The 26389-nt window shown below is 60.3% G+C and carries 24 protein-coding genes; 16 read left to right on the plus strand and 8 right to left on the minus strand.

Annotation, left to right across the window (positions count from 1 at the left end; all coding sequences use genetic code 11):
- From QWZ03_RS12255 to QWZ03_RS12315, 13 genes are all read left to right on the plus strand, one after another.
- The coding region (locus QWZ03_RS12255) for a contact-dependent growth inhibition system immunity protein (protein ID WP_290332987.1) at positions 1 to 493 on the plus strand (493 nt) is incomplete at its 5' end.
- Positions 494 to 1306: 813 nt separating this feature from the next.
- The gene (locus QWZ03_RS12260) at positions 1307 to 2176 is read left to right on the plus strand and encodes a ferritin family protein (protein ID WP_284198159.1); all 870 of its coding nucleotides are present in this window, start codon (positions 1307 to 1309) and stop codon (positions 2174 to 2176) included.
- A gap of 10 nt (positions 2177 to 2186) precedes the next feature.
- Positions 2187 to 2684, plus strand: a complete 498-nt coding sequence (gene rfaE2 / locus QWZ03_RS12265) for a D-glycero-beta-D-manno-heptose 1-phosphate adenylyltransferase (protein WP_284198160.1) — start codon at positions 2187 to 2189, stop codon at positions 2682 to 2684.
- 4 nt (positions 2685 to 2688) lie between these two features.
- Positions 2689 to 4014 carry a mechanosensitive ion channel family protein gene (locus QWZ03_RS12270; protein ID WP_290332988.1) on the plus strand — a complete coding sequence of 442 codons (1326 nt, stop codon included), beginning with the start codon at positions 2689 to 2691 and terminating at the stop codon, positions 4012 to 4014.
- A 58-nt stretch (positions 4015 to 4072) separates the two neighbouring features.
- Positions 4073 to 5269, plus strand: a complete 1197-nt coding sequence (locus tag QWZ03_RS12275; RefSeq protein WP_284198162.1) for a DesA family fatty acid desaturase — start codon at positions 4073 to 4075, stop codon at positions 5267 to 5269.
- A gap of 122 nt (positions 5270 to 5391) precedes the next feature.
- The gene (locus QWZ03_RS12280; protein WP_284198163.1) at positions 5392 to 5742 is read left to right on the plus strand and encodes a RidA family protein; all 351 of its coding nucleotides are present in this window, start codon (positions 5392 to 5394) and stop codon (positions 5740 to 5742) included.
- 77 nt (positions 5743 to 5819) lie between these two features.
- The gene (locus QWZ03_RS12285) at positions 5820 to 6437 is read left to right on the plus strand and encodes a MarC family protein (RefSeq protein WP_290332989.1); all 618 of its coding nucleotides are present in this window, start codon (positions 5820 to 5822) and stop codon (positions 6435 to 6437) included.
- 33 nt (positions 6438 to 6470) lie between these two features.
- Positions 6471 to 7127, plus strand: a complete 657-nt coding sequence (gene rpiA, locus QWZ03_RS12290) for a ribose-5-phosphate isomerase RpiA (protein WP_290332990.1) — start codon at positions 6471 to 6473, stop codon at positions 7125 to 7127.
- Positions 7128 to 7273: 146 nt separating this feature from the next.
- Positions 7274 to 7972 carry a phosphate signaling complex protein PhoU gene (gene phoU, locus QWZ03_RS12295; protein ID WP_284198166.1) on the plus strand — a complete coding sequence of 233 codons (699 nt, stop codon included), beginning with the start codon at positions 7274 to 7276 and terminating at the stop codon, positions 7970 to 7972.
- Between the two features lie 102 nt (positions 7973 to 8074).
- Positions 8075 to 9571 (plus strand): exopolyphosphatase, encoded by a 1497-nt coding sequence (ppx, locus tag QWZ03_RS12300; protein WP_290332991.1) that lies wholly within the window; start codon positions 8075 to 8077, stop codon positions 9569 to 9571.
- A 1-nt stretch (position 9572) separates the two neighbouring features.
- Positions 9573 to 10631 (plus strand): magnesium/cobalt transporter CorA, encoded by a 1059-nt coding sequence (gene corA, locus QWZ03_RS12305; RefSeq protein WP_290332992.1) that lies wholly within the window; start codon positions 9573 to 9575, stop codon positions 10629 to 10631.
- A gap of 210 nt (positions 10632 to 10841) precedes the next feature.
- On the plus strand, positions 10842 to 11783 hold the full coding sequence (locus QWZ03_RS12310) for a DMT family transporter (RefSeq protein ID WP_290332993.1): 942 nt from the start codon (positions 10842 to 10844) through the stop codon (positions 11781 to 11783).
- Positions 11784 to 12046: 263 nt separating this feature from the next.
- Positions 12047 to 13342, plus strand: coding sequence for a NupC/NupG family nucleoside CNT transporter (locus QWZ03_RS12315; protein WP_290332994.1), 1296 nt, complete (start codon positions 12047 to 12049; stop codon positions 13340 to 13342).
- A 75-nt stretch (positions 13343 to 13417) separates the two neighbouring features.
- Here the strand turns inward: QWZ03_RS12315 and aceK are convergent, their stop codons facing one another.
- Entirely contained in the window at positions 13418 to 15187 is a 1770-nt protein-coding gene (gene aceK, locus QWZ03_RS12320; RefSeq protein ID WP_284198171.1) for a bifunctional isocitrate dehydrogenase kinase/phosphatase, read from the minus strand.
- A complete protein-coding gene (locus QWZ03_RS12325) occupies positions 15187 to 15777 on the minus strand; it encodes a pseudouridine synthase (protein ID WP_290332995.1) in 591 nt (196 codons plus the stop codon). Before QWZ03_RS12325 ends, aceK begins: the two co-directional genes overlap by 1 nt.
- Positions 15778 to 15936: 159 nt before the next feature.
- Here QWZ03_RS12325 and icd point away from each other — a divergent pair, with 159 nt between their 5' ends.
- Positions 15937 to 17169 (plus strand): NADP-dependent isocitrate dehydrogenase, encoded by a 1233-nt coding sequence (gene icd / locus QWZ03_RS12330; protein WP_290332996.1) that lies wholly within the window; start codon positions 15937 to 15939, stop codon positions 17167 to 17169.
- Between the two features lie 424 nt (positions 17170 to 17593).
- Here the strand turns inward: icd and QWZ03_RS12335 are convergent, their stop codons facing one another.
- Positions 17594 to 17797, minus strand: a complete 204-nt coding sequence (locus tag QWZ03_RS12335) for a cold-shock protein (protein ID WP_284198174.1) — start codon at positions 17795 to 17797, stop codon at positions 17594 to 17596.
- Positions 17798 to 18109: 312 nt separating this feature from the next.
- Between QWZ03_RS12335 and clpS the strand changes: the two genes are divergently transcribed.
- Both clpS and clpA read left to right on the plus strand, forming a co-directional pair.
- On the plus strand, positions 18110 to 18418 hold the full coding sequence (clpS, locus tag QWZ03_RS12340; protein WP_284198175.1) for an ATP-dependent Clp protease adapter ClpS: 309 nt from the start codon (positions 18110 to 18112) through the stop codon (positions 18416 to 18418).
- Positions 18418 to 20691, plus strand: coding sequence for an ATP-dependent Clp protease ATP-binding subunit ClpA (gene clpA, locus QWZ03_RS12345; protein ID WP_284198176.1), 2274 nt, complete (start codon positions 18418 to 18420; stop codon positions 20689 to 20691). Before clpS ends, clpA begins: the two co-directional genes overlap by 1 nt.
- 56 nt (positions 20692 to 20747) lie before the next feature.
- On the opposite strand, the gene QWZ03_RS12350 is transcribed toward clpA, so the two are convergent.
- From QWZ03_RS12350 to QWZ03_RS12370, 5 genes are all read right to left on the minus strand, one after another.
- On the minus strand, positions 20748 to 21506 hold the full coding sequence (locus tag QWZ03_RS12350) for an SDR family NAD(P)-dependent oxidoreductase (protein ID WP_284198177.1): 759 nt from the start codon (positions 21504 to 21506) through the stop codon (positions 20748 to 20750).
- 107 nt (positions 21507 to 21613) lie between these two features.
- Positions 21614 to 22744, minus strand: a complete 1131-nt coding sequence (gene dapE, locus QWZ03_RS12355) for a succinyl-diaminopimelate desuccinylase (RefSeq protein ID WP_290332997.1) — start codon at positions 22742 to 22744, stop codon at positions 21614 to 21616.
- Between the two features lie 13 nt (positions 22745 to 22757).
- On the minus strand, positions 22758 to 23108 hold the full coding sequence (locus QWZ03_RS12360) for an ArsC family reductase (protein ID WP_290332998.1): 351 nt from the start codon (positions 23106 to 23108) through the stop codon (positions 22758 to 22760).
- 72 nt (positions 23109 to 23180) lie between these two features.
- On the minus strand, positions 23181 to 24344 hold the full coding sequence (locus tag QWZ03_RS12365) for a PilT/PilU family type 4a pilus ATPase (protein ID WP_290332999.1): 1164 nt from the start codon (positions 24342 to 24344) through the stop codon (positions 23181 to 23183).
- A 106-nt stretch (positions 24345 to 24450) separates the two neighbouring features.
- The gene (locus QWZ03_RS12370) at positions 24451 to 26139 is read right to left on the minus strand and encodes an AMP-binding protein (protein ID WP_290333000.1); all 1689 of its coding nucleotides are present in this window, start codon (positions 26137 to 26139) and stop codon (positions 24451 to 24453) included.
- Positions 26140 to 26389 lie beyond the last annotated feature (250 nt).

Below are 26389 nucleotides of genomic sequence, written 5' to 3' on the forward strand. Positions count from 1 at the left end.
CGAGGCAGCGCCGATGATAGTGCGGACTACCCGTGTGAAAGTAGGTCACCGCCAGGCTCCCCTTGAAAGCCCCAGACTCAGCAGAGTCTGGGGCTTTTGCTTTGCGGGTTTGGGACTGGCGATTGGCAGCTGCGTAGGCAGCGGAAAATGCACAGGTTCAGAATATCGCTATTGCGGAGCAATCACGATGGATCTCAGCAAATCCATAGAGCAACTGGAGAGTGCGGTATGGGAATACAACCCCTATCCGTCGAATGTGGTGCAGCGAGGGCAACGACTCCGTAAGCTGGCGCTCGAATCGCTGTCTATTGATGACTTGCGGTTCTTGATAGGGCAGGAGATAGGCTTGCCGTATGTGTTGCCTCTGGCATTCGAGCACTTGGCGGAAAATCCGGCTGCGGGTGGTCAGATGTACCCGGGCGACCTGCTGGACAGCGTCCTTTCTGTTCGGGCTGCGTTCTGGAGGAGCAGGCTGATTTGCACCGGGAGCTAATCGACCTGATCCCCAGTGTTGAAAGTCTGCTGGAGCTATTGCGAGACGAAATCCTGCCCGCTTTGCGGGAGCGTGCCTCCTAGTCAGGTGACCCAGAGTGCCTTGGCTGGCTAGAGCTGCCAGCCAAGAAGCGTAAAGCCTATGAATAAGCTAAGGTAGCCAGCAAGAAAGGGTGCTAGCAGAGCGGCTGCCAGCGTACGTAGCAGCCTGACTTGTTTGGACGGCGATGGATCATTGACGATCAAGCTATAGAGCAAGCCGGAACAGATGACCGTTGATCCCAGCAGTAGTCGATATAACAACGCCGGAAGGTCAGGAGTGCTTGAGCTAGGCCAGTAATAAGCCGCCATAGGAATAACCATTGCGGCAATTACCGTGCAAGTAAATGCAGCAATGGGGTGGATACGATGAAAGCGCATGGGCAGGTTGGTCAGTGCCGAGTCTAGTTGGCGCAGGAGAGCGGTGCTAGGCAGCATAGTGCCTCAAGCCTTTGGGTATGACAGATACCATTCCCCCTAGGGCATGGCGTCTGCTTGCCTAGTATGGGTGTGTCGCATGCTACCTGGCCTGCCCTAGTCGGCGTGCTGCTTAGCGCCTGAGGCGGCAAGGAAAAATCTGCTACCTGCCTGGGGCCAGGAACGTTCTACTGCCCACCTGGCCAGAAGAGTAGATAGCGCCTTTGGGTGGACTTGCCTGGTGATGCTCCGGTGTAGATAGATGAGCAATGTACAGCAATTGTCCGGTACAATTTATGTCATCAATCTGTCCTCTACCCTGCGCTATGCTAGTCAGATCGCGCCTAGGAGAATCGCCATGCTGTATCCCGAGTTGTTTGCCTCGCTGGAAAAAGCCCGCTGGAATATGCAGAGCGATATACCCTGGAATAGTTTCGACGCCAGCTTGCTGAGCGACGAACAGGCCCAGACGGTAAAGCTCAATGCCATCACTGAGTGGTCGGCGCTGCCGGCGACAGAGATGTTTTTGCGTGACAATCGTGATGACAGCGACTTCTCTGCCTTTATGTCGGTCTGGTTCTACGAGGAACAGAAGCACTCCCTGGTGTTGATGGAGTATCTGCGCCGGTTCCGGCCTGATCTGCTGCCGACCGAGCAGGAACTGCATGCCGTTCGCTTCGAGTTCGATCCGGCACCGGCGCTGGAGACCCTGATGCTGCACTTCTGTGGCGAGGTGCGGCTGACCCAGTGGTATCGGCGTGCGTCAGACTGGCATACCGAGCCGGTGATCAAGCATATCTACAAGACCTTGTCGCAGGATGAGGCCCGCCATGGTGGGGCCTATCTCAAGTATATGAAGCGGGCGATAGAGCGCATGGGGGATGATGCCCGCTACGCCTTTGCCAAGATAGGCGTGCTGATGGCGTCCAGCGGCAAATCGGGCAAGCCCCTGCACCCGACCAATCTGCATGTGAACCAGGCGCTCTTTCCCAATGACACCATACAGAGCCGTTTGCCCGATCCTTCCTGGCTGGAGCGCTGGCTGGACCAGCAGATTGTGTTCGATAAGGACTGGGAAGCGCGCGTGGTTGGCGGTATCTTGCGCAATCTATCCAGCCTGTTTGACCGAACTTTTGATACTGTTGGTCAACTAAACCTTTACCGCAAAGAAGTGCAGCGACAGCTCCTGGCCAGAGACTCCGTCCAAGGGGGGCTGACTGCGGCATGACAAGACCACGATGACTGCCTATAGCAACCCTGATTTCACGAACAAACTTTGTCCTCCTGAACAACTCGCAGAGCGGATCGCCCGCCTGCCCCGGCCCTTGGTGTTCACCAATGGCTGCTTCGATATCCTGCACAGGGGCCACGTGACCTATCTGGCCCAGGCGCGTGCGCTGGGTGCGGCCATGGTGGTGGCGGTGAATACCGATGCTTCGGTACGGCGCCTGGGCAAGGGGGATGACAGGCCCATCAACCCGACCGAGCACCGTGCTGCCGTACTGGCTGCACTGGCTTCGGTCGACCTGGTGACCTGGTTTGACGCCGATACACCCATTGCCGAGATACTGGCAGTACAGCCCGATATCCTGGTGAAGGGGGGCGACTGGCAGCCCGACAAGATAGTGGGCAGCACTGAAGTGCTGGCGCGCGGCGGGCAGGTGCATTCCATCCCATTCCTGTTTGATACCTCCACTACCCAGACCCTGCGCAAGATACGCGCCGCAGAGGGCTGAACTCATGGTGAAGGAGTTGCAACGTACACCGCTATACGAGTTCATTGAGGAGTTTCAGCGGCTGGGCCTGGGTGAAACCCATCTTCTGAGTCAGGCGCTGGCCCTGCTGGGGTGTGCCCTGCTGGCCTGGGTGGCCAGCCGTGTGCTGCAGCCGCGCTTGCGGCAGGCGGGGTTGGCGCGCTGGCGCGTCAGTTCCGAGGGTATGGCACGGGTGATGTATCCCGTGCTGTTCTGGCTGTTTGTGGAACTGGTGATCGTGTTCTGGCCCAGCGGCCAGAGCGTGACCCTGTTGCGCCTGGGTTCCAGCCTGCTGTCGGTACTAGTCATCGTGCGTACGGTGGCCTACCTGCTGCAGGAGTCGTTTATCCAGTCGGAGTGGGTGAAGAAGGCGGTGCGCCTGCTGGCCTGGCTGATCTGGCTGGTGTTTGCCCTGCATATTACCGGTGTGCTGCCCGAGATACAGAGGCTACTCGACAGCGTGGCCTTTGCCATGGGCAAGCAGCGGATCTCGCTGCTGATGGTGGTGAATGGCGGGCTGTCGGTGGCGGTCACCATGCTGGTGGCGGTCTGGCTCGGTCGTCTGGCTGAGCGGCGGGTGATGTCGGCCACCTCGCTGGATTTGAGCTTCCGGGTGGTGGCCACCAAGGTGATGCGTACCGTCCTGGTGGTGGTGGGGGTGATGATAGCCCTGCCTATCGTCGGCATAGACCTGACGGTGCTGTCGGTATTTGGCGGTGCGCTGGGCGTCGGCCTGGGCTTTGGCCTGCAGAAGATTGCCAGCAACTATGTGTCGGGTTTCATCATCCTGCTGGATGGGTCGGTGCGCATAGGCGATCTGGTGAATATCGAAGGCCGCCAGGGCAGCATATCGGGTATTACCTCGCGCTATGTGGTGCTCAAGCTGGGCGATGGCTCCGAGGCCATCATCCCGAACGAGGCCCTGATCACGTCGACCGTGCTCAATCTGTCGCATTCGGACAGCAAGCAGCGGGTGGTCCTGCCCATACAGGTGGCCTATGACAGCGATCTTGAGGCAGTGGGCGCGCTGCTGGTGGCGCAAACCCAGGGCGAGGAGCGGATATTGGCCGAGCCTGAACCTGCCTTCTTTGTCAGGGGGTTTGGTGAGAGCGGCATAGACCTGGAGCTGGCTTTCTGGATAGGGGATTCGGACAAGGGAACGTTAGCCCTGCGTTCTGATCTGAACATGAAGATCTGGCGGGCTTTCCGCGAGCACGGCATAGAAATTCCCTATCCGCGTCGCGATCTGCATCTGATTGCTGCGGCGCAGGATAAGAACTTTGCCCTGGATCAAACTTCGAGCACGCGCTAGGTGATTGATTTGCCGTAGAATCCCGTCGTCTGCTTATATTCCTTTACAAGGAACACCCATGCTCTCTTGGCTTAATGGCCTGATCGATCTGCCTTGGTGGGGTTACATTGTTGTTACCCTGGTACTTACCCATATCACCATCGCATCGGTAACCATCTTCTTGCATCGCCACCAGGCGCACCGCGCACTGGATCTGCACGCTATTCCCAGCCATTTCTTCCGCTTCTGGCTGTGGCTGACCACTGGCATGGTGACCAAGGAGTGGGCTGCCATCCACCGCAAGCACCACGCCCGTTGCGAGACTGAGGAAGACCCGCACAGCCCCCAGGTGCTGGGCATCAAGAAGGTGTTCTTTGAGGGTGCCGAGCTCTACCGTGCTGAGTCGAAGAACCGCGAAACCATGGAGAAGTTCGGCCATGGCACGCCGGATGACTGGCTGGAGCGCAATCTCTACGCCAAGCGCAGTGTCTGGGGTGTGGTCACCATGGCGGTGTTGGATCTGCTGCTGTTCGGTGCCAACGGTATCTGGATGTGGGCTGTGCAGATGCTTTGGATACCGGTGACGGCTGCCGGCATCATCAACGGTATTGGTCACTACTGGGGCTACCGCAATTTCGAGAATGAAGATGCCTCCCGCAATATCGTCCCCTGGGGCATCCTGATCGGTGGTGAGGAGCTGCATAACAATCACCATACCTTTGGTACCTCGGCCAAGCTGTCGAACAAGGCTTGGGAGTTCGATATAGGCTGGATGTATATCCGTATACTGGAGTTGCTGGGCCTGGCCAAAGTACGTCGGGTGGCGCCGTCAGTGCGCGAGGTGGCGCCCAAGCCCCAGGCGGACTTCGATACCCTGCAGGCCATCATTGCCAACCGCTACGAGATTGCCTCGGCCTATGCTCGCCAGTTGAAGGCGACGGTAGCCGGAGAGCTGGAGCAGTTGCGCGAACACGCACCGCATATCTCGCAGTTCCAGTTCAACCCCAAGCGGGCGATGAAGCGCTGGCTCAAGCAGGATCGCAAGGACACGCCACTGGCGGACCAGGCCAAGCTGGATGCCTTGCTGGCAGAATCCAAGGTGTTGGACACCGTCTACAACATGCGGCAGGAGCTGACGGCTTTGTGGGAGCGTTCCTCGTCGTCCAAAGAGCAGTTGCTGAAGCAGCTGCAGGACTGGTGCGCACGTGCTGAGGCCAGCGGGATTGAAGCCTTGCGCGATTTCTCGCTGCGACTGCGCGGCGTGGCGCTGGCATAATACGGTCCATATCTTGCCCGGGGCGGCTGATCAGCCGCCCCTTTTGCATTCAGGGCATTCCCGTTTTCGTCTCGATGGGAAGTCGAGTCTTCTGGGGATCCCTTTCAAGCCCGAGGAAAAACATGTCCATACAGCGCTATCACGTTGGCCCCCGCCTGTCTGAAATCGTCGTCCACAACAATACCGTCTACCTGGCCGGCCAAGTGGCCGAGGCGACCTTGGCGGACGGCGCCAAGGCCCAGACTGAGGAGATACTGGGCATGATAGACAGGCTGCTGGGCGAGGTTGGAAGCGACAAGACCAAGATACTGACTGCCCAGATCTGGCTTGCCGATATAGCGGATTACGATGCCATGAACGAAGCCTGGTCTGCCTGGGTGCCGCAAGGCCATACCCCGGCCCGCGCCACGGTAGAATCACGCCTGGCCACGCCTGAGTACAAGGTAGAGATCAAGATCGTCGCCGCACTGTAAGTGTTACGGCCCGTACGAACCCGGCCCCCATTGCTTTTTGCTGTGGGGGCTTTGTTTTTCCCACTATGCTGTAAGCCATGGAAACCTCTACCTTTATCTCCGCCACCATCCTGCTGATCCTGGTCACTGATCCGCTGGGCAATATCCCTTTGTTCATCGGCTTGCTCCGGCAGGTGGATCCGGCGCGGCGGCGGCGCATCATCATCCGGGAAGTCTGCCTGGCTTTCGGCATCCTGCTGTTCTTCTTGTTCTTTGGCCGGCAGGTGCTGGCGGTCATGCATCTGAGCGAAACTTCGCTGGGTATAGCGGGTGGGGTGATCCTGTTCCTGATTTCGCTCAAGATGATATTCCCGCATCCGGAGGGGGCATTTGCCCACCAGGTGAAGGGTGAACCCTTTCTGGTGCCCCTGGCCATCCCTTTCATTGCCGGCCCTTCCGCCATTGCCACCGTGTTGCTGCTGGTCGCCCGCGAGCCGCATCGCCAATTGGAGTGGATAGGCGCGCTGACCGTGGCCATGCTGGTTTCGGCCGTGGTGCTCGGTTTTGCCGAGCGTATTGCCGACTTCCTGGGTGAGCAGGTCACCATGGCCTTCGAGCGGCTGATGGGCCTGATACTGACGGCGATCGCCATCGAGATGCTGTTGAGCGGCATACAGGCATTCGTGCTGCAGATTCAGCGCGCAGGCACCGTATAATCCGGTTTTCGCCGTCTCTTCTGGAGTAGCACCATGACCCTTGATGAAATGAAACGCGCAGCCGCCCGCGCTGCCATCGCCTTTGTCCCTGATAACTGCGTGGTGGGTGTGGGAACGGGTTCGACAGCCAATCATTTCATTGATGCGCTGGCCGAGATCAAGGGCCGCATCGACGGTGCCGTGGCCAGCTCGGAGGCTTCGGCCGCGCGCTTGAAATCGCATGGCATTGCGGTGTATGACCTCAATGCCGTTGATAGGCTGCCCATTTATGTGGACGGTGCCGATGAGATCAATCGCCACCTGCATGCCGTCAAAGGCGGTGGCGCCGCCTTGACCCGGGAAAAAATCGTGGCTGCCGTGGCCGAGAAGTTTGTCTGCATCGCCGATGAAACCAAGCTAGTGGATGTCCTGGGCAAGTTCCCCTTACCGGTGGAGGTGATACCCATGGCACGCAGCCATGTGGCGCGCGAGCTGGTACAACTGGGTGGGCGCCCGGTCTACCGCGAGGGGGTGATTACCGATAACGGCAATGTGATACTGGACGTGCATGGCCTGGCCATTGCCGAGCCGGGCAAGCTGGAAGGCGAGATCAACCAGATCGTGGGTGTGGTGACCAACGGGCTGTTTGCACGGCGGCGTGCTGATGTGCTGTTGCTAGGTACCGCCACTGGCGTGCAGACCTACCAGTAAGTTGGCGCGCAGGCCTGGTCACGCCAGGCCGGTTGCTGCGCTACTTGTAAGAAAAATGTCACGGAAAATTCGTTTGGCGCTGGGCATGGCTCGTGCCAAGCTAGCGCCGTGAGGGATAGACCCCAGTCCGAAGAGGGAAGCACACCATGTCCGAACATATTTCCAAGCAGTTCGATGTAGAGCTGGAAACCGCACGCGGCAAGATACTGGCCATGGCCGGCCTGGTGGAGGAGCAGTTTCGCGACGCCATGAGGGCGCTGGAGACCGGTGACGCCGAGATGATAGACAAGGTCATCGAAACCGAGAACCAGGTCAACACCATGCACATGGAGATAGACGATGACTGCATGCATATCATCGCCCGTCGCCAGCCTGCAGCCAGCGATTTGCGCATGGTATTGACTGTCAACAAGGTGGTGAACGATCTGGAGCGCATAGGCGACAAGGCCTGCAAGATCGCCCGCCGTGCCCGCCTGATCTATGAAGGTGGGCGCATCAATGTGCCGCGCCTGTCCGACCTGACCTATCAGTCCAATATCGCCCTGACCATGCTGCGTACCGCACTGGATGGCTTTGCCCGGCTGGACCCCAGCGTTGCCGGCCAGGTGGCGCGCGAGGACATCAAGCTGGACGAGGAATTCAAGGCCATACAGCGGCAGCTGATTACCTACATGATGGAAGACCCGCGCACCATCACCCTGGCGCTGGAGATCATCGAGATTGCCAAGGCCATCGAGCGCGTGGGCGACCATGCCAAGAATATTGCCGAGTATGTGGTCTACCTGGTCAAGGGCATCGACGTGCGCCACAGCCCGCTGGAAGAGATAGAGAAGCAGGCTTCTTAAGTCTATTTGCGCATATCAGGCCCCTCGTTTGCACGGGGGGCTTGTTTTTTGTCTGGCCGCTTCCGACAATCCGCCCATCCCCGCCTCGCTAGAAGAAGACCGATGAGTCCCTCGCACACCATAGCCGCCGTCGATCTTGGCTCCAACAGCTTCCGCCTGCAGGTGGCGCGCGTGGTGGAGGATCATATCTATCCGCTGGATGCCTTGAAGGACACGGTACGCTTTGCCGCTGCCCTGGATGGCCAGGGGCGCCTGAACGACAAGGGCCAGCAGCGTGCATTGGCGGCATTGGCGCGGTTTGGCGAGCGCCTGCGTGGCATGGCGCCCGAGCATGTGCGCGTGGTGGCAACCAACACCCTCCGGGTGGCCAAGAACGCCAGTGACTTCCTGCCACGCGCCGAGGCGGCACTGGGCTTTCCCATCGAGGTCATAGCCGGCCGCGAAGAGGCACGCCTGATCTATATCGGCGCGGCCCACTCCCTGCCTGCCAGCAAGGAGCGACGGCTGGTGGTGGATATCGGTGGCGGCTCTACCGAGTTTATCGTCGGCCAGCAGTACAAGCCGCTCAAGACTGAGAGCCTGCTGATGGGCTGCGTCAGCTACAGCCTCAAATTCTTCCCCGATGGGCGCTTGACCAAGCAGGCACTGCGCGATGCTGAGCTGGCTGCCCGCAGCGAGTTGCAGGCCATCGTCCAGGATTTCAACCATGAGCACTGGCAGCTGGCGATCGGTACCTCCGGCACTGCCCGCTCGCTCAGCGATATCATGGAGATGAACCGGCTGACCGAGAGCGGCATTACGGCTGCGGGCATGGAGAAGCTGCGCGAGATCATGCTCAAGGCCGGACACATAGACAGTGTGAATCTGGATGGCCTGCGGGCGGACCGGCGACCGGTACTGCCTGGCGGGTTTGCCATCATGGCGGCGGTGTTTGCCGAGCTGGGGGTGGACAAGATGGGCATCACCCTGGGGGCGTTGCGTGATGGCGTGCTGTACGACCTGATAGGCCGCCAGCATCAGCGTGATCTGCGCGAAGTGACGGTAGCCCAGTTCAAGCGCCGATACCATGTCGACATGGCCCAGCAGAACCGGGTGGCCGCCCTGGCCGAGCATTTCTACCGGCAGCTGGCCGCCAGCATGGGCCTGGATGCAGAGCAGGATCTCAATCTCTTGCAGTGGGCATCGCGCCTGCACGAAATCGGCCTGTCGGTTTCGCATTCCAGTTATCACAAGCACTCGGCCTATATCCTGCAGCATGCCGACATGCCGGGTTTCTCCAGCCATGAGCAAGCCCGATTGGCGTTGCTGGTGCTAGGCCATAAGGGTGGGCTGAAGAAGCTGGGCAGTGGCCATGCGCGTGACCGTTGGGCCAGGGTGTTGTCGCTGCGGTTGGCTGTGCTGTGCTGCCGCAGCCGTACCGACCGCCCTTTGCCGCCTGTGCAACTGGTGGCACTGGGCAATGGTTTCAGCCTGACGGCAGAAGACGACTGGCTGGCGAATAATCCCCTTACCCACACTGCGCTGCTGCAAGAGGCAGAGGAGTGGCGCGAGATTGGCCAGGTGCTGCAGCTATCCAGTAATTTCCTGCACTGGAGCTGAGATGGCCAAGAAGCGGCGCCTGCTGGCCCACCATGCGGCCAAGCCGGCTGGCAATCATGTCGATGCGCAGGCCGAGACGCTGGCCACCTTGATTGAGTATGGCCCGGGCGAGCATGACCTCCGGGAAACCTGCTTTACCTCGCTGGCGCAGGGGCAGGGCTTCCAGCCTAGTCACGGGACCTTGTGGCTGAATATCCATGGCCTGGGCAACCATGCCTTGCTGCAGGAGGTGGCACGGCGCTTCAAGCTGCACCCACTGACGCTGGAGGACATACTCAATACCGGCCAGCGCAGCAAGGTCGAGACCTTCGAGCACTACCTCTATATCGTGGCCAAGCTGGCCCGCTTCGATGACGCAAGTGGCTGCGTACTGACCGAGCAGATTTCCATCGTACTGGGACGTGGCTGGGTGCTGACCTTCCAGGAGCATCCCAGCGGCACCTTTGGCGAAGTGCGTGACCAGTTGCGCAAAGGCGCAGGGCAGGTGCGCAGGCTGGGAGCCGATTACCTGGTCTATGCCTTGCTGGACAAGCTGGTCGACCGCTATTTCGGGGTGCTGGAAGCACTGGGGGAGCGGGTGGAGACGCTGGAGGACGTGGTACTGGAGAGCCCCAAGCCCGAGGTGCTGACCCATATCCACGCCTTGCGCCGCGAGATGTTGTATCTGCGGCGAGCCCTGTGGCCCATGCGCGAGGTATTGAATGCCCTGCAGCGTGACGATGCAGATTTCTTCCTGAGCGAGACGCAGATTTATCTGCGCGATGTCTATGACCATGCCGTACATCTGATCGAGGCGCAGGAAATGCTGCGCGACATGATAGGCAGCCTGACCGATTTCTATATGTCCAATCAGGGCAATCGGCTGAACCGGGAAATGCGGATGCTGACGGTGATCGCCACCATCTTTATGCCGCTGACCTTTATTGCTGGCGTTTATGGCATGAACTTCGAGTACATGCCGGAACTGAAGTGGCACTATGGCTATGCCACGGTGCTGGCACTGATGGCGACCCTGGGCCTGGGGATGGGCTTGTTCTTCTGGCGGCGACGCTGGCTATAGTGATGCACCTTGGTGGTGCGACTGCACTGTTGCAGTGCACAATTTCTGCTGGTGTTTTTCTGTTTTTTCTTTAAAATCCGCGACCTTGCGTATTGGCCTTACCCGGTCGGTGCGCAGCATCCATCCCTACGGCACGGCCGGCAGGGGTTGATGTCATCACCCTGGTGCCACAAGCACCGGGCTACACCACCCTCTACCCGAGGTCGCTCCATGTTGCGTCGTCTGCTCCCCTCTGCGGTTGCCCTGCCGTATGTCCTGCTGGTTTTTGCCACCCTGTGCTGGGCCGGCAATTTCATCCTGGCGCGTGCCATGCACGCCGATATCGCCCCGATTACCCTGGCCTTTGGCCGCTGGCTGGTCGCCCTGCTGGTGCTGCTGCCCATTGCCTGGCCCCGCATCCGTGAGCAGCTGCCGCAGCTGCGCCGCGTCTGGAAGCGCCTGTTCTGGTTGGCTGCCTACGGCATTGCCACCTCCAATACCCTGATCTATATCGGCCTGCACCATACCAATGCCACTAATGCTGTGCTGTTCAACGCGCTCATACCGTTGATGGTGATGCTGCTGAGCTGGGCGGTATGGCGCAAGCCGCTGGCTGGTCGAGAGTGGCTGGGCATGACCGGCTCGCTGTTCGGTGTGTTGCTCATCATTTGCCACGGCCAACTGGGCCGTTTGCTGGCGCTGGATTTCAATAGCGGTGATGCGCTGGTGGTGGCGGGGCTGGCCTGCTGGTCGGTCTATACCGTGCTGCTGCGAGGCGTGCGCGAGAGCATGGATAGATTCGCCGTGCTGGCGGTCACCATCGCCCTGGGCTTGGTCATGCTGCTGCCCTTCCTGGTCTGGGAGTTGAGCAATGTGGGCCTGCCAGCGGCATCGGGCGCCAATCTGGCCAGCGTGCTCTACCTGGGCATCTTCCCCTCGGTCATTGCCCTGCTGGCCTATATGCGAGCGGTAAATGTGTTGGGGCCGACGCGTGCCGCCGGTTTCCTGCACCTGATTCCCGCTTTTGGCGCGGTGGGTGCCGGGGTGCTGCTGGGCGAGCAACTGGCCTTCTACCATGTGGCGGGTCTCGCCATCATCTTTACCGGCCTGTATTACGCACAGGGCCAGGTCGCTGCGAAAGTGCCGGCCACCGTGCTGCCGCAGCAACGCTAGCCGCTTTAGGCCGCATGCCGATTGGGGTTGGTGCGGCCCAAGGCGCCTTCTTGTCACTCTGGCGGGCCGGATTTGCTGCGGCTCACTAAGGGGGCACGCCAAGCTGCTACCGGGTTTCTCCTTTGATTTCAGTTTGGTAGCGTCAGTCGGCTGCTTGCTCGCCCATGAAGGGGCCATAATCAGACAGTGGTCAAAATTAATCGGTGCCGCAGCATGGCGCTGATATAGAATCGCGCGCTTTATAAAGTTCCCCGGAGCGCGCCATGTCGGTGGCCCTGCAATCCTTGATCGGCATCATCAGCCTGCTGGCGATCGCCTACGCATTTTCTGCCAATCGCCGCGCCATCAACTGGCGCATCATCGGTATAGGTCTGGTGCTGCATTCAGGCTTCTGCCTGTTGTTCAGCAAGGTGGTGGTGGCCCGCCATATGCTGGAGAGCTTCAGCGCCGGTTTTGTGCACATGCTCAATTTCTCGGGCGATGGTGCGCGATTCATCTTTGGCGATCTGGCCAACCCTGGCGGCAAGCTGGCTTTCATTTTTGCCTTTAACGTTCTGCCCATCTTGATGTTCTTCTCGGGCCTGTCGGCGTTGCTGTACCACTTTGGTATCCTGCAGCGCGTGGTGTTTGGGCTGGCGTGGCTGATGAAGCGCACGATGAAGCTGTCGGGGCCGGAGAGCCTGTCGGTAGCAGCCAATATCTTCATGGGCCAGTCCGAGGCACCCTTGCTGGTCAAACCCTATATCAGCCGCATGACCCGCTCCGAGCTGTTCTGCCTGATGGTGGGCGGTATGGCGACCCTGGCGGGTTCAGTGCTGGCCGCCTATGTGAGCTTTCTTGGTGGTCCCAATCCGGTCGAGCAGGCCAAGTTTGCCACCTGGCTGCTGCTGGCCTCGCTGATGAATGCCCCAGCCGCCGTGATTTTTGCCAAGATCATGATGCCGGAGGACGATCCCGAGCATATGTCGTCCAACCGCATGGATTACGACCATGGGCACCAGGGCCACTTTATCAATGCCCTGGTGGCAGGTACGGTGGAAGGCCTGAAGCTGGCGGCCATTGTGGCGGCCGTGCTGATGGTGTGCGTGTCCCTGATCGCACTGATCAACCATCTCAGCCAGAACTGGCTGGGCGAGATGCTGGGCGTCAACAGCTGGATACGTGACAGCACCGGTGGTGCATTCTCGGGCCTGACCCTGCAGTATCTGTTTGGCCAGTTGTGCCGGCCAGTGGCGTGGCTGCTGGGTGTGCCCTGGAATGAGACTTTGCTGGTGGGTTCGCTGCTGGGCCAGAAGGTGGTGGTCAACGAGTTCATTGCCTACCTGGATCTGGGCCGCATGAAGGAGCAGGGCCTCTTGTCGGCGCACTCCATCCTGATTTCGACCTTTGCGCTGTCGTCGTTCTCCAACTTCTCCTCGGTAGGTATCTGCGTGGCCGGGATCGGCGCCATGGCGCCAGGCAAGCAGCAGACCATGGCGGAGATAGGCATGCGGGCACTGCTGGCTGCTGTGTTGGCAGGCCTGTTGACTGCCGCAGTGGGCGCCATCTGGCTTAGCTAAGCCGCTAGTTGTTGTGAGCATGTGAAAAAGCGCCGCCGGAAACCTTCCGGCGGCGCTTTTTGCATGGCTGAGGGGCTATGCCGCCGAGTCGGCGGCTTGGCCGAACAGGTGGCAGAAACGCAATTCGTGCGGGTAAGGGTAGAAGTCTTCCACGTGGCCTGCGCGGATGCGGTCCTGCCGGCTACGCCAGAACCTGGGATTGAGCAGATCGCGATGGTGCTGCAGGAACACCCGTCGTATCTCGCTGGGCCCCAACAGGAAGCGGGCGAACTCTTCAGGGAAGACATCATTGCGGGCGACCGGATACCACGGCTCGCTGGCCATTTCCATCTCGGGCGAAGGGGCCTCGGGTATCTCGCGGAAGTTACAGTCCGTCATGTACTCGATTTCGTCGTAGTCGTAGAACACGACGCGGCCATAGCGGGTGATGCCGAAGTTTTTGAACAGCATGTCACCGGGGAAGATATTGGCCGTGGCCAGCTCCCGGATTGCATTGCCGTAGTCGGCCACGGCCATTTCAAGCTGCTCGGTGGTGGCACGGTTGAGGAAGAGGTTGAGCGGTTCCATGCGGCGCTCGATATAGAGGTGGCGGATGACCACTTCGTGCTCATCTTCCTCCAGCAGGCTGGGTGCCAGCGTGCGCAGCTCGGTCAGCAGCTCCTCGGTAAACCGGGCCTTGGGCAGTGCCACGTTGCTGAATTCCAGGGTATCGGCCATGCGTCCTACCCGGTCATGCTGTTTCACCAGCTGGTATTTGGCGCGGACTATCTCCTGGGTGACATCCTTGGTGGGGGCGATCTCGTCCTTGATCAGCTTGAACACGTAGGGGAAGGAGGGCAGGGTGAATACCAGCATCACCAGGCCACGTATGCCAGGGGCGATGATGAAATCATCGCGGGAATGGCGCAGATGGTGCATCAGGTCGCGGTAGAACACGGTCTTGCCCTGCTTGGCCAGCCCCAGCATGGTATAGAGCTCGGCCTTGGGCTTGAATGGCAGCATGGAGCGCAGAAAACCGACATAGCCAGAGGGCGAGGCCATGTCCACCATGAAGTAGGCCCGGTTCAGCGAGAACAGCACGGCGATGCGGCGCGGTTCCAGCAGCAGGGTGTCGAGGCAGAGGCGGCCGTACTGGTCGTGCAATACGGGTACGGCGAACGGGTATTCCACCCCGCCGTTGACTGCCTTACCGATGATGTAGGCGGCCTTGTTGCGGTAAAAGGCGCTGGATAGCACCTGTATCTGGAAGTTCGCCTCGATCTCGGGCCATTTGCCGCCCACGTGCTGCAGCGCTGTCTGGATGACATAGTCGATATCACGATCGAGGTCGGCGAAGTTGCGGTCCCAACTGAAGTCCTCGACGATGCGGCGCAGGCTGCGGCGAAAGCCGCCGGCCCGGGGGTAGTAGCTACGGTAGGTGGGCGGATCGGACTCGATGTATTCGGTCGAGATGGCCGGCCGCACAAAGATGAAATCGTTGTGAAAATAGTTGCGGTGCAGGATCTTGCAGCAGACCGAGTTGAAGAAGGTTTCCGCCAGCTCGGGCTGCTTGTGGTTGACCAGCATGCCGATGAACAGCAGCTTGGCCTGTTGCCAGATATCGTCATCCAGCCAGTCGGCGTGGAATTCCTCGTGCAGCCTTGCCACGCACTCGTCCACCCGTTCATCGTAAAAGCGTATCCGCTCCTTGGAGGCCGACTGCACGGCATGCCAGTCGCCTGCTTCGAAGCGGGCCTTGGCCGCCCGGCTCACCTGCCGGAAGATGCTGTAATGGCGGTCAAAGCCATCGATCAGTGCCTGGGCGATGGCAATCGCCTTGGGGTGTTGGCCGGCGGGTATCAGCATCAGGGCCTCATGGGCTTGCGTGGGTTGCGGGGAGCGGCGGTGGGTGGCAGGTCCACACTGAGCTGGCGCCATGCGCCGGGGGCGATGCCCTCCAGCGTCCAGTCGCCTACCTGCATGCGTATCAGCCGCAAGGTAGGCAGGCCCACCTTGGCCGTCATGCGCCTGACCTGGCGGTTCTTGCCTTCGCGTATGGTCAGGGCGATCCAGCTGTCGGGGATGAATTTCCGCACCCGTATAGGCGGTGTGCGTGGCCAGATATCAGGTGGGGCCAGCCGCTCTGCCAGGGCAGGCAGCGTGGTGAAGTCGCCCAGATCCACGCCGCGACGCAGGGCCGCCAGGGCCTCATCGCTGGGGTTGCCCTCCACCTGTACCCAGTAGGTCTTGGGCAGTTTGTGGCGCGGGTCGGCAATATGGGCCTGCAGCTTGCCGTCATTGGTCAGCAGCAGCAGCCCCTCCGAGTCGGTATCCAGCCGGCCGGCGGGATAGAAGCCCGGCGCGTCGATATGGTTCGACAGGGTGGGGTGCAGGGCGTGGTCGGAGAACTGGGTGATCACGCCGTAGGGTTTGTTGAACAGGATGACATCAGGCATATATACGGCCGAACTGGCAGAAAAGCAGGGTTTTGCCCGATAATAGCAAGGTTTACAACGTGAGATGACCCGCTGCACGCTGTACCAAGAACTCGAATCAAGCAAGGGCTGTCACAAGCAGCCATCCATACCCCCCAAGCAAACTCTTTCGGAGCAGGCATGAGCACTCAATCGCACATCAAGGTTCCCGCTGGTGGCCAGAAGATCGTCCCCGGCCAGGCCATTCCCGATCAACCCATCATCCCTTTCATCGAAGGTGACGGCATCGGTATCGACATCACCCCGGTGATGAAGAAGGTGGTGGATGCTGCCGTGGCCAAGGCCTATGGCGGCAAGAAGCAGATACACTGGATGGAAATCTACGCCGGTGAGAAGTCGACCAAGGTCTATGGCTCCGACGTTTGGCTGCCGGAAGAGACCATGGCCGCACTGAAGGACTACGTGGTCTCCATCAAGGGCCCGATGACCACCCCGGTGGGTGGCGGCATCCGCTCGCTGAACGTGGCACTGCGCCAGGAGCTGGACCTCTACACCTGTCTGCGCCCGGTTCGCTACTTCACTGGCGTACCGTCGCCGCTGAAGCGTCCCGACCTGACCGACATGGTGATCTTCCGCGAGAACACCGAAGACATCTACGCCGGTATCGAATGGGCGTCGGAATCCGAAGGCGCCAAGAAGGTGATCGGCTTCCTGCAGAACGAGATGGGCGTGAAGAAGATCCGCTTCCCGGCCACCTCCGGTATCGGCATCAAGCCGGTTTCGAAGGAAGGTACCGAGCGCCTGGTGCGTAAGGCCATCCAGTACGCCATCGACAACGGCCGCAAGAGCGTGACCATTGTGCACAAGGGCAACATCATGAAGTTCACCGAAGGTGGCTTCCGTGATTGGGCCTATGCCCTGGCCAAGAACGAGTTCGGCGGCGTCGAGATCGACGGCGGCCCGTGGCTCAAGCTGCCTGGCGGCATTGTGATCAAGGATGTAATCGCCGATGCCTTCCTGCAGCAGATTCTGCTGCGTCCGGCTGAATACGATGTGGTGGCTACCCTGAACCTGAACGGCGATTACATCTCCGACGCCCTGGCGGCCCAGGTCGGCGGTATCGGTATCGCTCCAGGCGCCAACCTGAGCGACGATGTGGCCATGTTCGAAGCCACCCACGGCACAGCCCCCAAGTATGCCGGCCAGGACAAGGTGAACCCCGGTTCGCTGATACTCTCGGCTGAAATGATGCTGCGCCATATGGGCTGGACCGAAGCGGCCGACCTCATCATCAGCTCCATGGAAAAGGCCATCGGCGACAAGCAGGTCACTTATGACTTTGCCCGCCTGATGGATGGCGCTACCGAAGTCAGCTGTTCGGCCTTTGGCGATGCCATGATTGCCCGCATGTAATTGCGCGCGCGCCTGCCGTTCGTCGGCAAAGCAGAACCCCGCCTCGGCGGGGTTTTGTTTTTCAGCCGGGGCGGGCTTGTGTGTTTGCCGCTGCAGGCGGCCTTGCAGGCACTGAAGGCGGCTCTGGCTACTTCGCTTGCCAGGCGCGTCTGGCGTGGCGCCAGGCGCCCTTAAGGCGCCGTTGCCGGTGGGTGCTGGCCGGGGCGGCGCATCGGGCAGCGACCGGTTTGCGTGGCGGCCATGGTGTTGCCCGGCAGGGGCGGTCAAATCGGGCGGAATTCGGCGATCTGGTCGATGTGCAGACAGGTAATTTTGTTACAAATGCAGGGCTAGCACATCTGCTAGTGATTGCCCGGAAGATTGTGGCAACAAAAAACCCCGCCGAGGCGGGGTTTTCTGACGCTTGCATGAAACTTCGGAACGCTTAGGCGTTCTGAATGTTCGACGCTTGCTTGCCCTTGGGGCCTTGGGTCACTTCGAAAGAGACCTTTTGGCCTTCCTTCAGGGTCTTGAAGCCATTCATGTTGATCGCCGAGAAGTGGGCGAACAGGTCTTCACCACCATCATCGGGGGTGATAAAACCAAAACCCTTGGCGTCGTTAAACCATTTGACGGTACCAGTTGCCATTGTGCTAATTCCTCAATTGCGGGTGCGAAGATAAAAGCGGCGAGCCGCTTGGGTGTTGTTATGGTTCAAGGCTCGCAAGACTGGCACTTCTATGTACTACGCAATCGCGTACAGCCGACAGCCGGTACTAGCTTCCAACTTGAATCCAAACGTTTGCCTTGTACCCCCCGCCGAATATGGCCGTCAAGCACCCTATGCGTGCCACTTGGCGGGTTGTAGGGGAAATACATCACAAATACACCACTTGAAATGCTGGCGGCACGGGCCAAAATTAGGTAACAGTAGCAACTGCTCTTCTCACACAACTTGATCATGGCCATAAAGCACAACGACGGCGTTGAACTCGCCAAGTCACCCACCCGAGTCAAACCACCGTCGATGTACAAGGTGCTGCTGCTCAATGACGACTTCACACCCATGGAGTTCGTGGTGGTGGTACTGCAGCAGTTTTTTGCCATGGATCATGAACGGGCCAACCGTGTGATGCTCCAAGTACATACGGAGGGCAAAGGTGTTTGCGGGTTGTATCCCAAGGATGTGGCGGCGACCAAGGTCGCGCAGGTAATGGATTTTTCACGGCGGCATCAGCACCCGCTACAGTGCGTCATGGAGGAAAACTGATGATTGCCCAGGAACTCGAAGTAAGCCTGCATACGGCTTTTGTGGAGGCGCGTCAGAAACGCCACGAATACATCACGGTGGAACACCTCCTGTTGGCCATGCTCGACAACCAGAGCGCGGCGGAAGTGCTGCGCGCCTGCGGCGCCAAGATCGACCAGTTGCGCCGCGAACTGACCGACTTCGTGGCGGAGCACACGCCCATGGTGGCCGGTACCGGCGAGGTGGAAACCCAACCCACCATCGGTTTCCAGCGCGTGATACAGCGTGCCATCCTGCATGTGCAGTCGTCCGGCAAGAAGGAAGTAACGGGCGCCAACGTGCTGGTCGCCATCTTCGGCGAAAAGGATTCGCATGCCGTGTACTTCCTGCATCAGCAGGGAATCACCCGGTTGGATGTGGTCAATTTCATCTCTCACGGCATCAGCAAGGTGGCACCGCAATCGGGCGGCCAGGCGGCGCCCAAGGGCGGTGAGGCGGAGCACGAGAGCGAAGCGGAAACCCAGAACCATGGGGCGCTGGAGAGCTTTACCCTGAACCTTAACCAGGCCGCCAGCCAGGGCCGTATTGACCCCTTGATTGGGCGCGACGCCGAGATCGAACGGGTGATACAGGTGCTGTGCCGCCGGCGCAAGAACAACCCCCTGCTGGTGGGCGAGGCTGGCGTGGGCAAGACGGCCATTGCCGAGGGCCTGGCCAAGCGCATCGTCGACGGCGAAGTGCCTGACATCCTGGTGGATGCCACGGTCTACGCCCTGGACATGGGCGCTTTGCTGGCGGGCACCAAGTACCGTGGTGATTTCGAGCAGCGCCTCAAGGCGGTGATCAAGCAGTTGGGCGAGGATCGCAATGGCATCCTGTTCATAGACGAGATCCATACCGTGGTGGGGGCGGGCGCGGCTTCTGGTGGTACGCTGGATGCCTCCAACCTGCTCAAGCCGGCGCTGAGCAATGGTGCGCTCAAGTGCATAGGCGCCACCACCTATACCGAGTTTCGCGGCATATTCGAGAAGGACAATGCGCTCAGCCGTCGCTTCCAGAAGATAGACGTGAGCGAGCCCACCATCGAGCAGACGGTGGAGATACTGAAGGGGCTCAAGAGTCGCTTCGAGGAGCATCATGGCGTCAAGTACACGGCGGCGGCGCTGGCCACGGCGGCTGAGCTGTCGGCCAAGTACATCAACGACCGCCATCTGCCCGACAAGGCCATCGATGTGATAGACGAGGCTGGCGCGGCACAGAAGATACTGCCCAAGTCGCGCCAGAAGAAGACCATAGGCAAGGGTGAGGTCGAGGAGATCGTGGCCAAGATCGCCCGCATTCCGCCCAAGAATGTGTCCAGCGACGACCGCAACGCGCTCAAGACCCTGGATCGTGACCTGAAGAACGTGGTGTTTGGACAGGAGAAGGCCATTGATGCGCTGGCGGCTTCGATCAAGATGGCCCGTGCAGGCCTGGGTAATCCGCAAAAGCCCATCGGCTCCTTCCTGTTCTCCGGCCCGACCGGGGTAGGCAAGACCGAGGTGGCGCGGCAACTGGCCTATACCCTGGGTATCGAGCTGATCCGCTTTGATATGTCCGAATACATGGAGCGCCATGCGGTCAGCCGGCTGATAGGCGCGCCTCCCGGCTATGTGGGGTTCGATCAGGGCGGGCTACTGACCGAGGCCATCACCAAGCATCCTTATGCTGTGTTGCTGCTGGATGAGATCGAGAAAGCCCATCCTGACATCTTTAACGTGCTGCTGCAGGTGATGGACCACGGTACGCTGACCGACAACAACGGCCGCAAGGCGGATTTCCGCAATGTGATCATCGTCATGACCACCAATGCGGGGGCCGAATCCCTGAACAAGGCCAGCATAGGCTTCACCAACAGCAAGGCGGTGGGTGACGAGCTGGCCGAGATCAAGCGGCTGTTTACGCCGGAGTTCCGCAATCGGCTGGATGCCACCATCAGCTTTGCCCCGCTGACGCAGGAGATCATCCTGCAGGTGGTGGACAAGTTCCTCATGCAGCTGGAGAGCCAGTTGCACGAGAAGAAGGTGGAAGCCCACTTCAGCGAGGCGCTCAAGGCCTATCTGGCACGCAAGGGTTTCGACCCCCTGATGGGTGCCAGACCGATGTCGCGCCTGATTCAGGACACCATACGCAAGGCGCTGGCAGACGAGTTGCTGTTTGGCCGGCTGGCCGGTGGTGGCGAGGTGACCATCGATGTCGATGAGGCGGATGTGGTAAGGCTGGATATCAAGGAAGTGGCTGCCGAGCCGGCCTGAGCTGGCTGCAGGTAAAGCGACGCCCCGCATTGCGGGGCGTTTTTATTGGTGCTGGGTCAGGCTTGACGGTGTATGGCCAGGGGGCCGGGGGCCTGGCAGGTGGGCATCATCTCGATGACGTTGATGTTGACGTGGGGGGGCAGGCTGGCCAGCCACTCCACCGTGGCGGCGATATCGTCCGGCAGTAGCGGCTGGGTGCCTTGGTAGACACTGGCGGCCTTGGCATCATCGCCCTTGAATCGCACATTGGAGAATTCGCTGCCGCCGGCCAGGCCGGGTTCTATGCTGCTGACCCTGACGCCGGTACCGAGCAGGTCGGCCTTGAGGTTGAGACTGAACTGGTGCACGAAGGCCTTGGTGGCGCCATAGACATTGCCGCCAGGGTAGGCGTAGTCGCCGGCAATGGAGCCGATGTTGATGATCAGGCCGCGGTTGCGGGCCACCATGCCAGGCAGGACGGCGTGGGTGACGGCCGCCAGGCCCAGGCAGTTGGTGTCTATCATGGTCTGCCAGTCGTCCAGGCTGGCGCCTTGGGCCGGTGCCAGGCCCAGGGCCAGGCCGGCGTTGTTGACCAGCAGGTCGATGGCGGCCCAGTCGCCGGGTAGCGCGGTGAGCGCAGCGCGTATGGCCTGGCGATCGCTGACATCCAGCGGCAGTGCCAATACCTGACCGGGATGTTGGTCGGCCAGCGCGGCCAGCTTGTCTTGTCGGCGGGCGGCGGCGATCACGCGGTAGCCGCGTGCCAGCAGGCGCTGGGCGGTGGCCAGGCCAAAGCCGCTGCTGGCTCCGGTGACGAGGGCGATAGGTTGTGTCATGGTGGGTATCCTGGCGTCGGTTAGGGGTGGGCCGTATGTGGCCAAGCGCCTGTTCAAAGATCTTTCGCCTTCAGGCCGGCGTGAGGCGAAAAGGCTTTAATGGGATGCTAAGTCAGCAGGTGCTCCAGGGTGCGGCGATAGATGGCCGACAGCCTGGGTAGATCGGCTACGGCCACGCATTCGTTGAGCTTGTGTATGGTGGCATTGAGCGGGCCGAACTCCACTACCTGGGGGCAGATGGCGGCGATAAAGCGGCCGTCGGAGGTGCCGCCGCTGGTGGACAGCTCGGCCAGTTGGCCGGTCTCGGCCTGTATGGCGGTCTGCAGTGCCTGCGACAAGGCGCCAGGCTCGGTCAGGAAGGGGCGGCCGCTCAAGGTCCAGGCTATGGCGTAATCCAGGCCGTGGCTATCCAGTATGGCGTCTACCTTGTCGCGCAGGCTCTCGGCCGTGCTGGCGGTGCTGTAGCGGAAGTTGAACTGCACTACCAGTTCGCCCGGGATGACATTGGTGGCGCCGGTGCCGGCGTGGATATTGGATATCTGCCAGGTGGTGGGGGGAAAGTAGGTGTTGCCTTCATCCCACACGGTGGCAGCCAGCTCGGCCAGCGCAGGGGCGGCTTCGTGTACCGGGTTGCGGGCCAGGTGGGGGTAGGCAATGTGGCCTTGCACCCCGTGGATGGTGAGCTTGCCCGAGAGCGAGCCGCGCCGGCCATTCTTGATGGTGTCGCCGAAGACCTGGGCCGAGGTGGGTTCGCCAACGATGCAGTAGTCCAGGGTCTCTCCCCTTGCCGCCAAGGCCTCTACCACCCTGACCGTGCCATCCAGCGCCGGACCTTCTTCGTCTGAGGTAATCAGGAAGCTGATGGAGCCGGCGGGCTCCGGATGCTGGCCGAGAAAATCCTCCACCGCCGTGATGAAGGCCGCCAGCGAGGCTTTCATGTCGGCGGCGCCTCGGCCGTAAAGCTGGCCGTCCCGGATTTCCGGCGCAAAGGGCTGGCTATGCCATTGATCGCGCGGGCCTGTGGGTACCACGTCGGTGTGGCCGGCAAAGCACAGCAGCGGTGCTGCCGTGCCGCGCCGTGCCCAGAAATTGTCTACTTCGCCATGGCGCATGCGCTCTATGGCGAAGCCCAGGGCGGCCAACCGCGCTATCAGTAGGTCCTGGCAGCCGGCATCGGTGGGGGTGATGGAGTCCAGGCCCACCAGTTGCTGGGTCAGTAGCAGGGTAGGGTCGGTCATGGAGGGTGTGGGCCTAAGTTGCGAACAGCCGGGCGTATTGGTCGGGTTTGAAGCCGACAGTCAGTTGATCGCCATGCTCAAGCACCGGCCGCTTGATGACCGAGGGCTGTTCCAGCATAAGGGCGATGGCGCTGGCGGCATCCACCACCTGGGCCTGGCGGGCCGGGTCCAGCTTGCGCCAAGTAGTGCCCTGCTTATTGACCAGCGGCTCCCAGCCTAGCTTGGCGATCCAGCCCACCAGTTGGGCGGCATCCACTCCTTGCTTCTTGAAATCGTGGAAGTCATGTGCCTGGCCGTGTTCATTGAGCCAGCTACGGGCTTTCTTGACGGTGTCGCAGTTGGGTATGCCGTGCAGTTTCATCATGTATCGGGATGGCGGTTGAGGCCGGGCAGCTTGCCCGGCTGAGATGGGTCCGGCCGGGACAGGCCTGGTGGCTCAGTGCAGGTCGATATCGAAGCTGATTTCGGGCTCGGCCGGTGCGGCGCGGGCTGCATCGGACTGCGCGCGCTTCTGGCTGCGCTCGGCGTCTTTTTCTTCCTGCGACTGGGCGTTGTTGATCAGCCAGGCCAGGTTGGTGGCCGAGTCGGCATTGGTCATGGCTTCGTCGTAGGTGATCTCGCCTTCGCGATAGAGCTTGTACAGGGCCTGCTCAAACGTCTGGGAGCCCTGGTAGAGGCTTTGCTCCATGGCTTCCTTCATCTGGTCGATCTCGCCGTTCTTGATCAGCTCGGCAATACGGCTGGAGTTGACCATGACTTCCACTGCCGGGGTCAGCTGGCCCTGCTTGTTCTTGACCAGACGCTGCGAGATGACAGCCTTGAGCGCGACGCTCAAGTCCATCAACAGGCTCTCGCGAGCTTCATGCGGGAAGAAGTTGATGATGCGGTTCATCGAGTGGTAGCTGTTGTTGGCGTGCAGCGTGCTGATGATCAGGTGGCCTGCCTGGGCATAGGTCAGGGCATGCTGCATGGTCATCTTGTCGCGTATCTCGCCTATCATCATGACGTCGGGCGCTTCCCGCATGGCGTTCTTGAGCGCATCGGAGAAGCTGTGGGTGTCTATGCCCACTTCACGCTGGCTGACGATGCTCTTGCGATGGGGGTAGATGTACTCGATCGGGTCTTCGATGGTGAGTATATGGCCCGGCGAGGTGGTGTTGCGGTGCTCCAGCATGGCGGTAATGGTGGACGTCTTGCCCGAGCCGGTGGAGCCGACCACGAAGATCAGGCCCCGCTTCTCCATGATCAACTGCTTCAGTGCGTCGGGCAGGCGCAGGTCATCGATGGTGGGGGAGATCGCCTTGATATAACGGACCACGATGCCGACATTGCCGCGCTGGCGGAAGATGTTGATACGGAAGTTGCCTATGCCCTCGATGGGGTGGCCGAAGTTCATTTCCCATTCCGATTCGAACGTGGCCCTTTGGTCCTCGGTCATCAGCTCGTAGGCCAGGGTCTGCACATGTGCGGACTCCAGTACCTGCTTGTTAACCGGGTAGAGCACGCCCTGGATCTTGACCTGCACCGGGCTGCCTGCAGTAACGAACAGGTCGCTGGCCTTTTTCTCGGCCATCATCTTGAAGAAGGGGAGCAGGTTCATGAGTGTCTTTGCATGAGCGGATTTATGCCATCAGTTTAGCACGGCAAAAAAAGGCAAACCCGCCATAGAGCGGGTTTGCCTTGGGTTTGCCGGTAGGTGGCGGGGCTTACTTGGCCTTGGCCAGCTCTTCGTCACGCAGGGCGCGGCGCAGAATCTTGCCCACATTGGTCTTGGGTAGCTCGGTGCGGAATTCGACGTACTTGGGCACCTTGTAGCCTGTCATGTTCTTCTTGCAGTGCTCGATGACGGCGGTGTCGGTCAGCGTGGCATCCTTCTTCACCACGAATATCTTCACCACTTCACCGGACTTGTCGTCAGGAATGCCGATACAGGCCACTTCCAGCACGCCGGGGTGCATGGCGACCACGTCTTCCACTTCGTTGGGGTAGACGTTGAAGCCCGACACCAGAACCATGTCCTTCTTGCGATCAACCAGTTTGACGAAGCCATCGGGATGCACGATGGCCATGTCACCGGTCGCCAGCCAGCCATCTGCATCGATGACCTTGGCGGTTTCCTCCGGGCGGTTCCAGTAGCCCTTCATGACCTGCGGTCCCTTGATCCAGAGCTCACCAGCTTCTTCGAAGCCCAGTTCCTTGCCGTCTGCATCGCGTACCTGGATGTCGGTGGACGGCACCGGCAGGCCGATCGCGCCGTTGTAGGTCTTGAGGTTCATGGGGTTGATACAGGCGGCCGGCGAGGTCTCGGTGAGGCCGTAGGCTTCGATCAGCGGTACGCCGGTCATCTCCTTCCAGTGCTCGGCCACGGCTTTCTGTACGGCCATGCCGCCACCCAGCGCCAGTTTCCAGGTGCGGAAATTGACGTTCTTGAAATCGGGATTGTTGGTCAGGGCATTGAACAGGGTGTTGACGCCCGTCATGCAGGTGATGGGGAACTTGTTCAGCTCCTCCACAAAGGCCGGGATGTCGCGCGGATTGGTGATCAGCACGTTCATGCCACCTATCTTGGAGAACACCATGCAGTTCGCTGTCAGCGAGAAGATATGGTACAGCGGCAGGGCGCAGACGATGACTTCCTTGCCTTCTTCCACCAGTGGCCTGAGCCAGGCGTGGGCCTGCTGCATGTTGGCGATGATGTTGCGGTGGGTCAGCATGGCTCCCTTGGAGACGCCGGTGGTGCCGCCGGTGTACTGCAGGAAGGCAATGTCGTCGTGGCCGACCGGGACCTTCTTGAGCTCGTGGCGGCGGCCGATGGCCAGGGCGCCATTGAAGGAGACAGCCTGCGGCAGATTGTAGGCCGGCACCATCTTCTTCACATGCTTGAGCAGGAAGCTGATGATGGAGCCCTTGAAGCCCAGCATGTCGCCCATTTCGGTGACGATGACGTTCTTCACCGGGGTCTTGCCTATGACTTCGGCCAGCACATGGGCGAAGTTGGCGACGATGATGATGGTGGTGGCGCCGGAATCCTTGAGCTGGTGTTCCAGTTCACGGGGGGTGTAGAGCGGATTGACGTTGACGACGGTGAGGCCGGCACGCAACACGCCGAACACGCAGACAGGGTATTGCAGCAGGTTGGGCATCATGACCGCGACGCGTTCGCCCTTGCCCAGCTTCAGTTCATGCTGCAGGTAGGCGCCCAGATCGCGCGAGGCGGCTTCCACCTCGCCATAGTTCATGGTGCGGCTGGCGAACTTGATCGAGTTGGCAAAAGCTGGCCGGTCAGCGAATTTCTTGGCGCTTTTCTCGAAGACTTCGCCCGCCGACTGGAATTCGTTGACGTCGATTTCGGCGGGAACGCCGGACTGATACTGGTTCAACCAGATTTTTTCCATCTCTGCTGTCTCCGTGTCTGCTGGTCTTTGTGCTGCCCGTCGGGGCAGGGGCGGTATCATTATTACTGGCTGACCCTTGCGGCATGGGGCTTGCAAGCCCGTGCTGCAAGCCGTGTCACAAGGCTCAACCGCATCCTTGCACCACCGGCTGGCACTGTACCGGAATAGCCAAAGTTGCGCCAAGTGCCAACCAAGCACATGCTCAGTCAATACAACAGCTGTATTAGTAATGCTATTGGGGTTCCGTTTC

It is taken from the genome of Chitinimonas viridis, assembly GCF_030409555.1.
Taxonomy (GTDB): Bacteria; Pseudomonadota; Gammaproteobacteria; order Burkholderiales; family Chitinimonadaceae; genus Chitinimonas; species Chitinimonas viridis.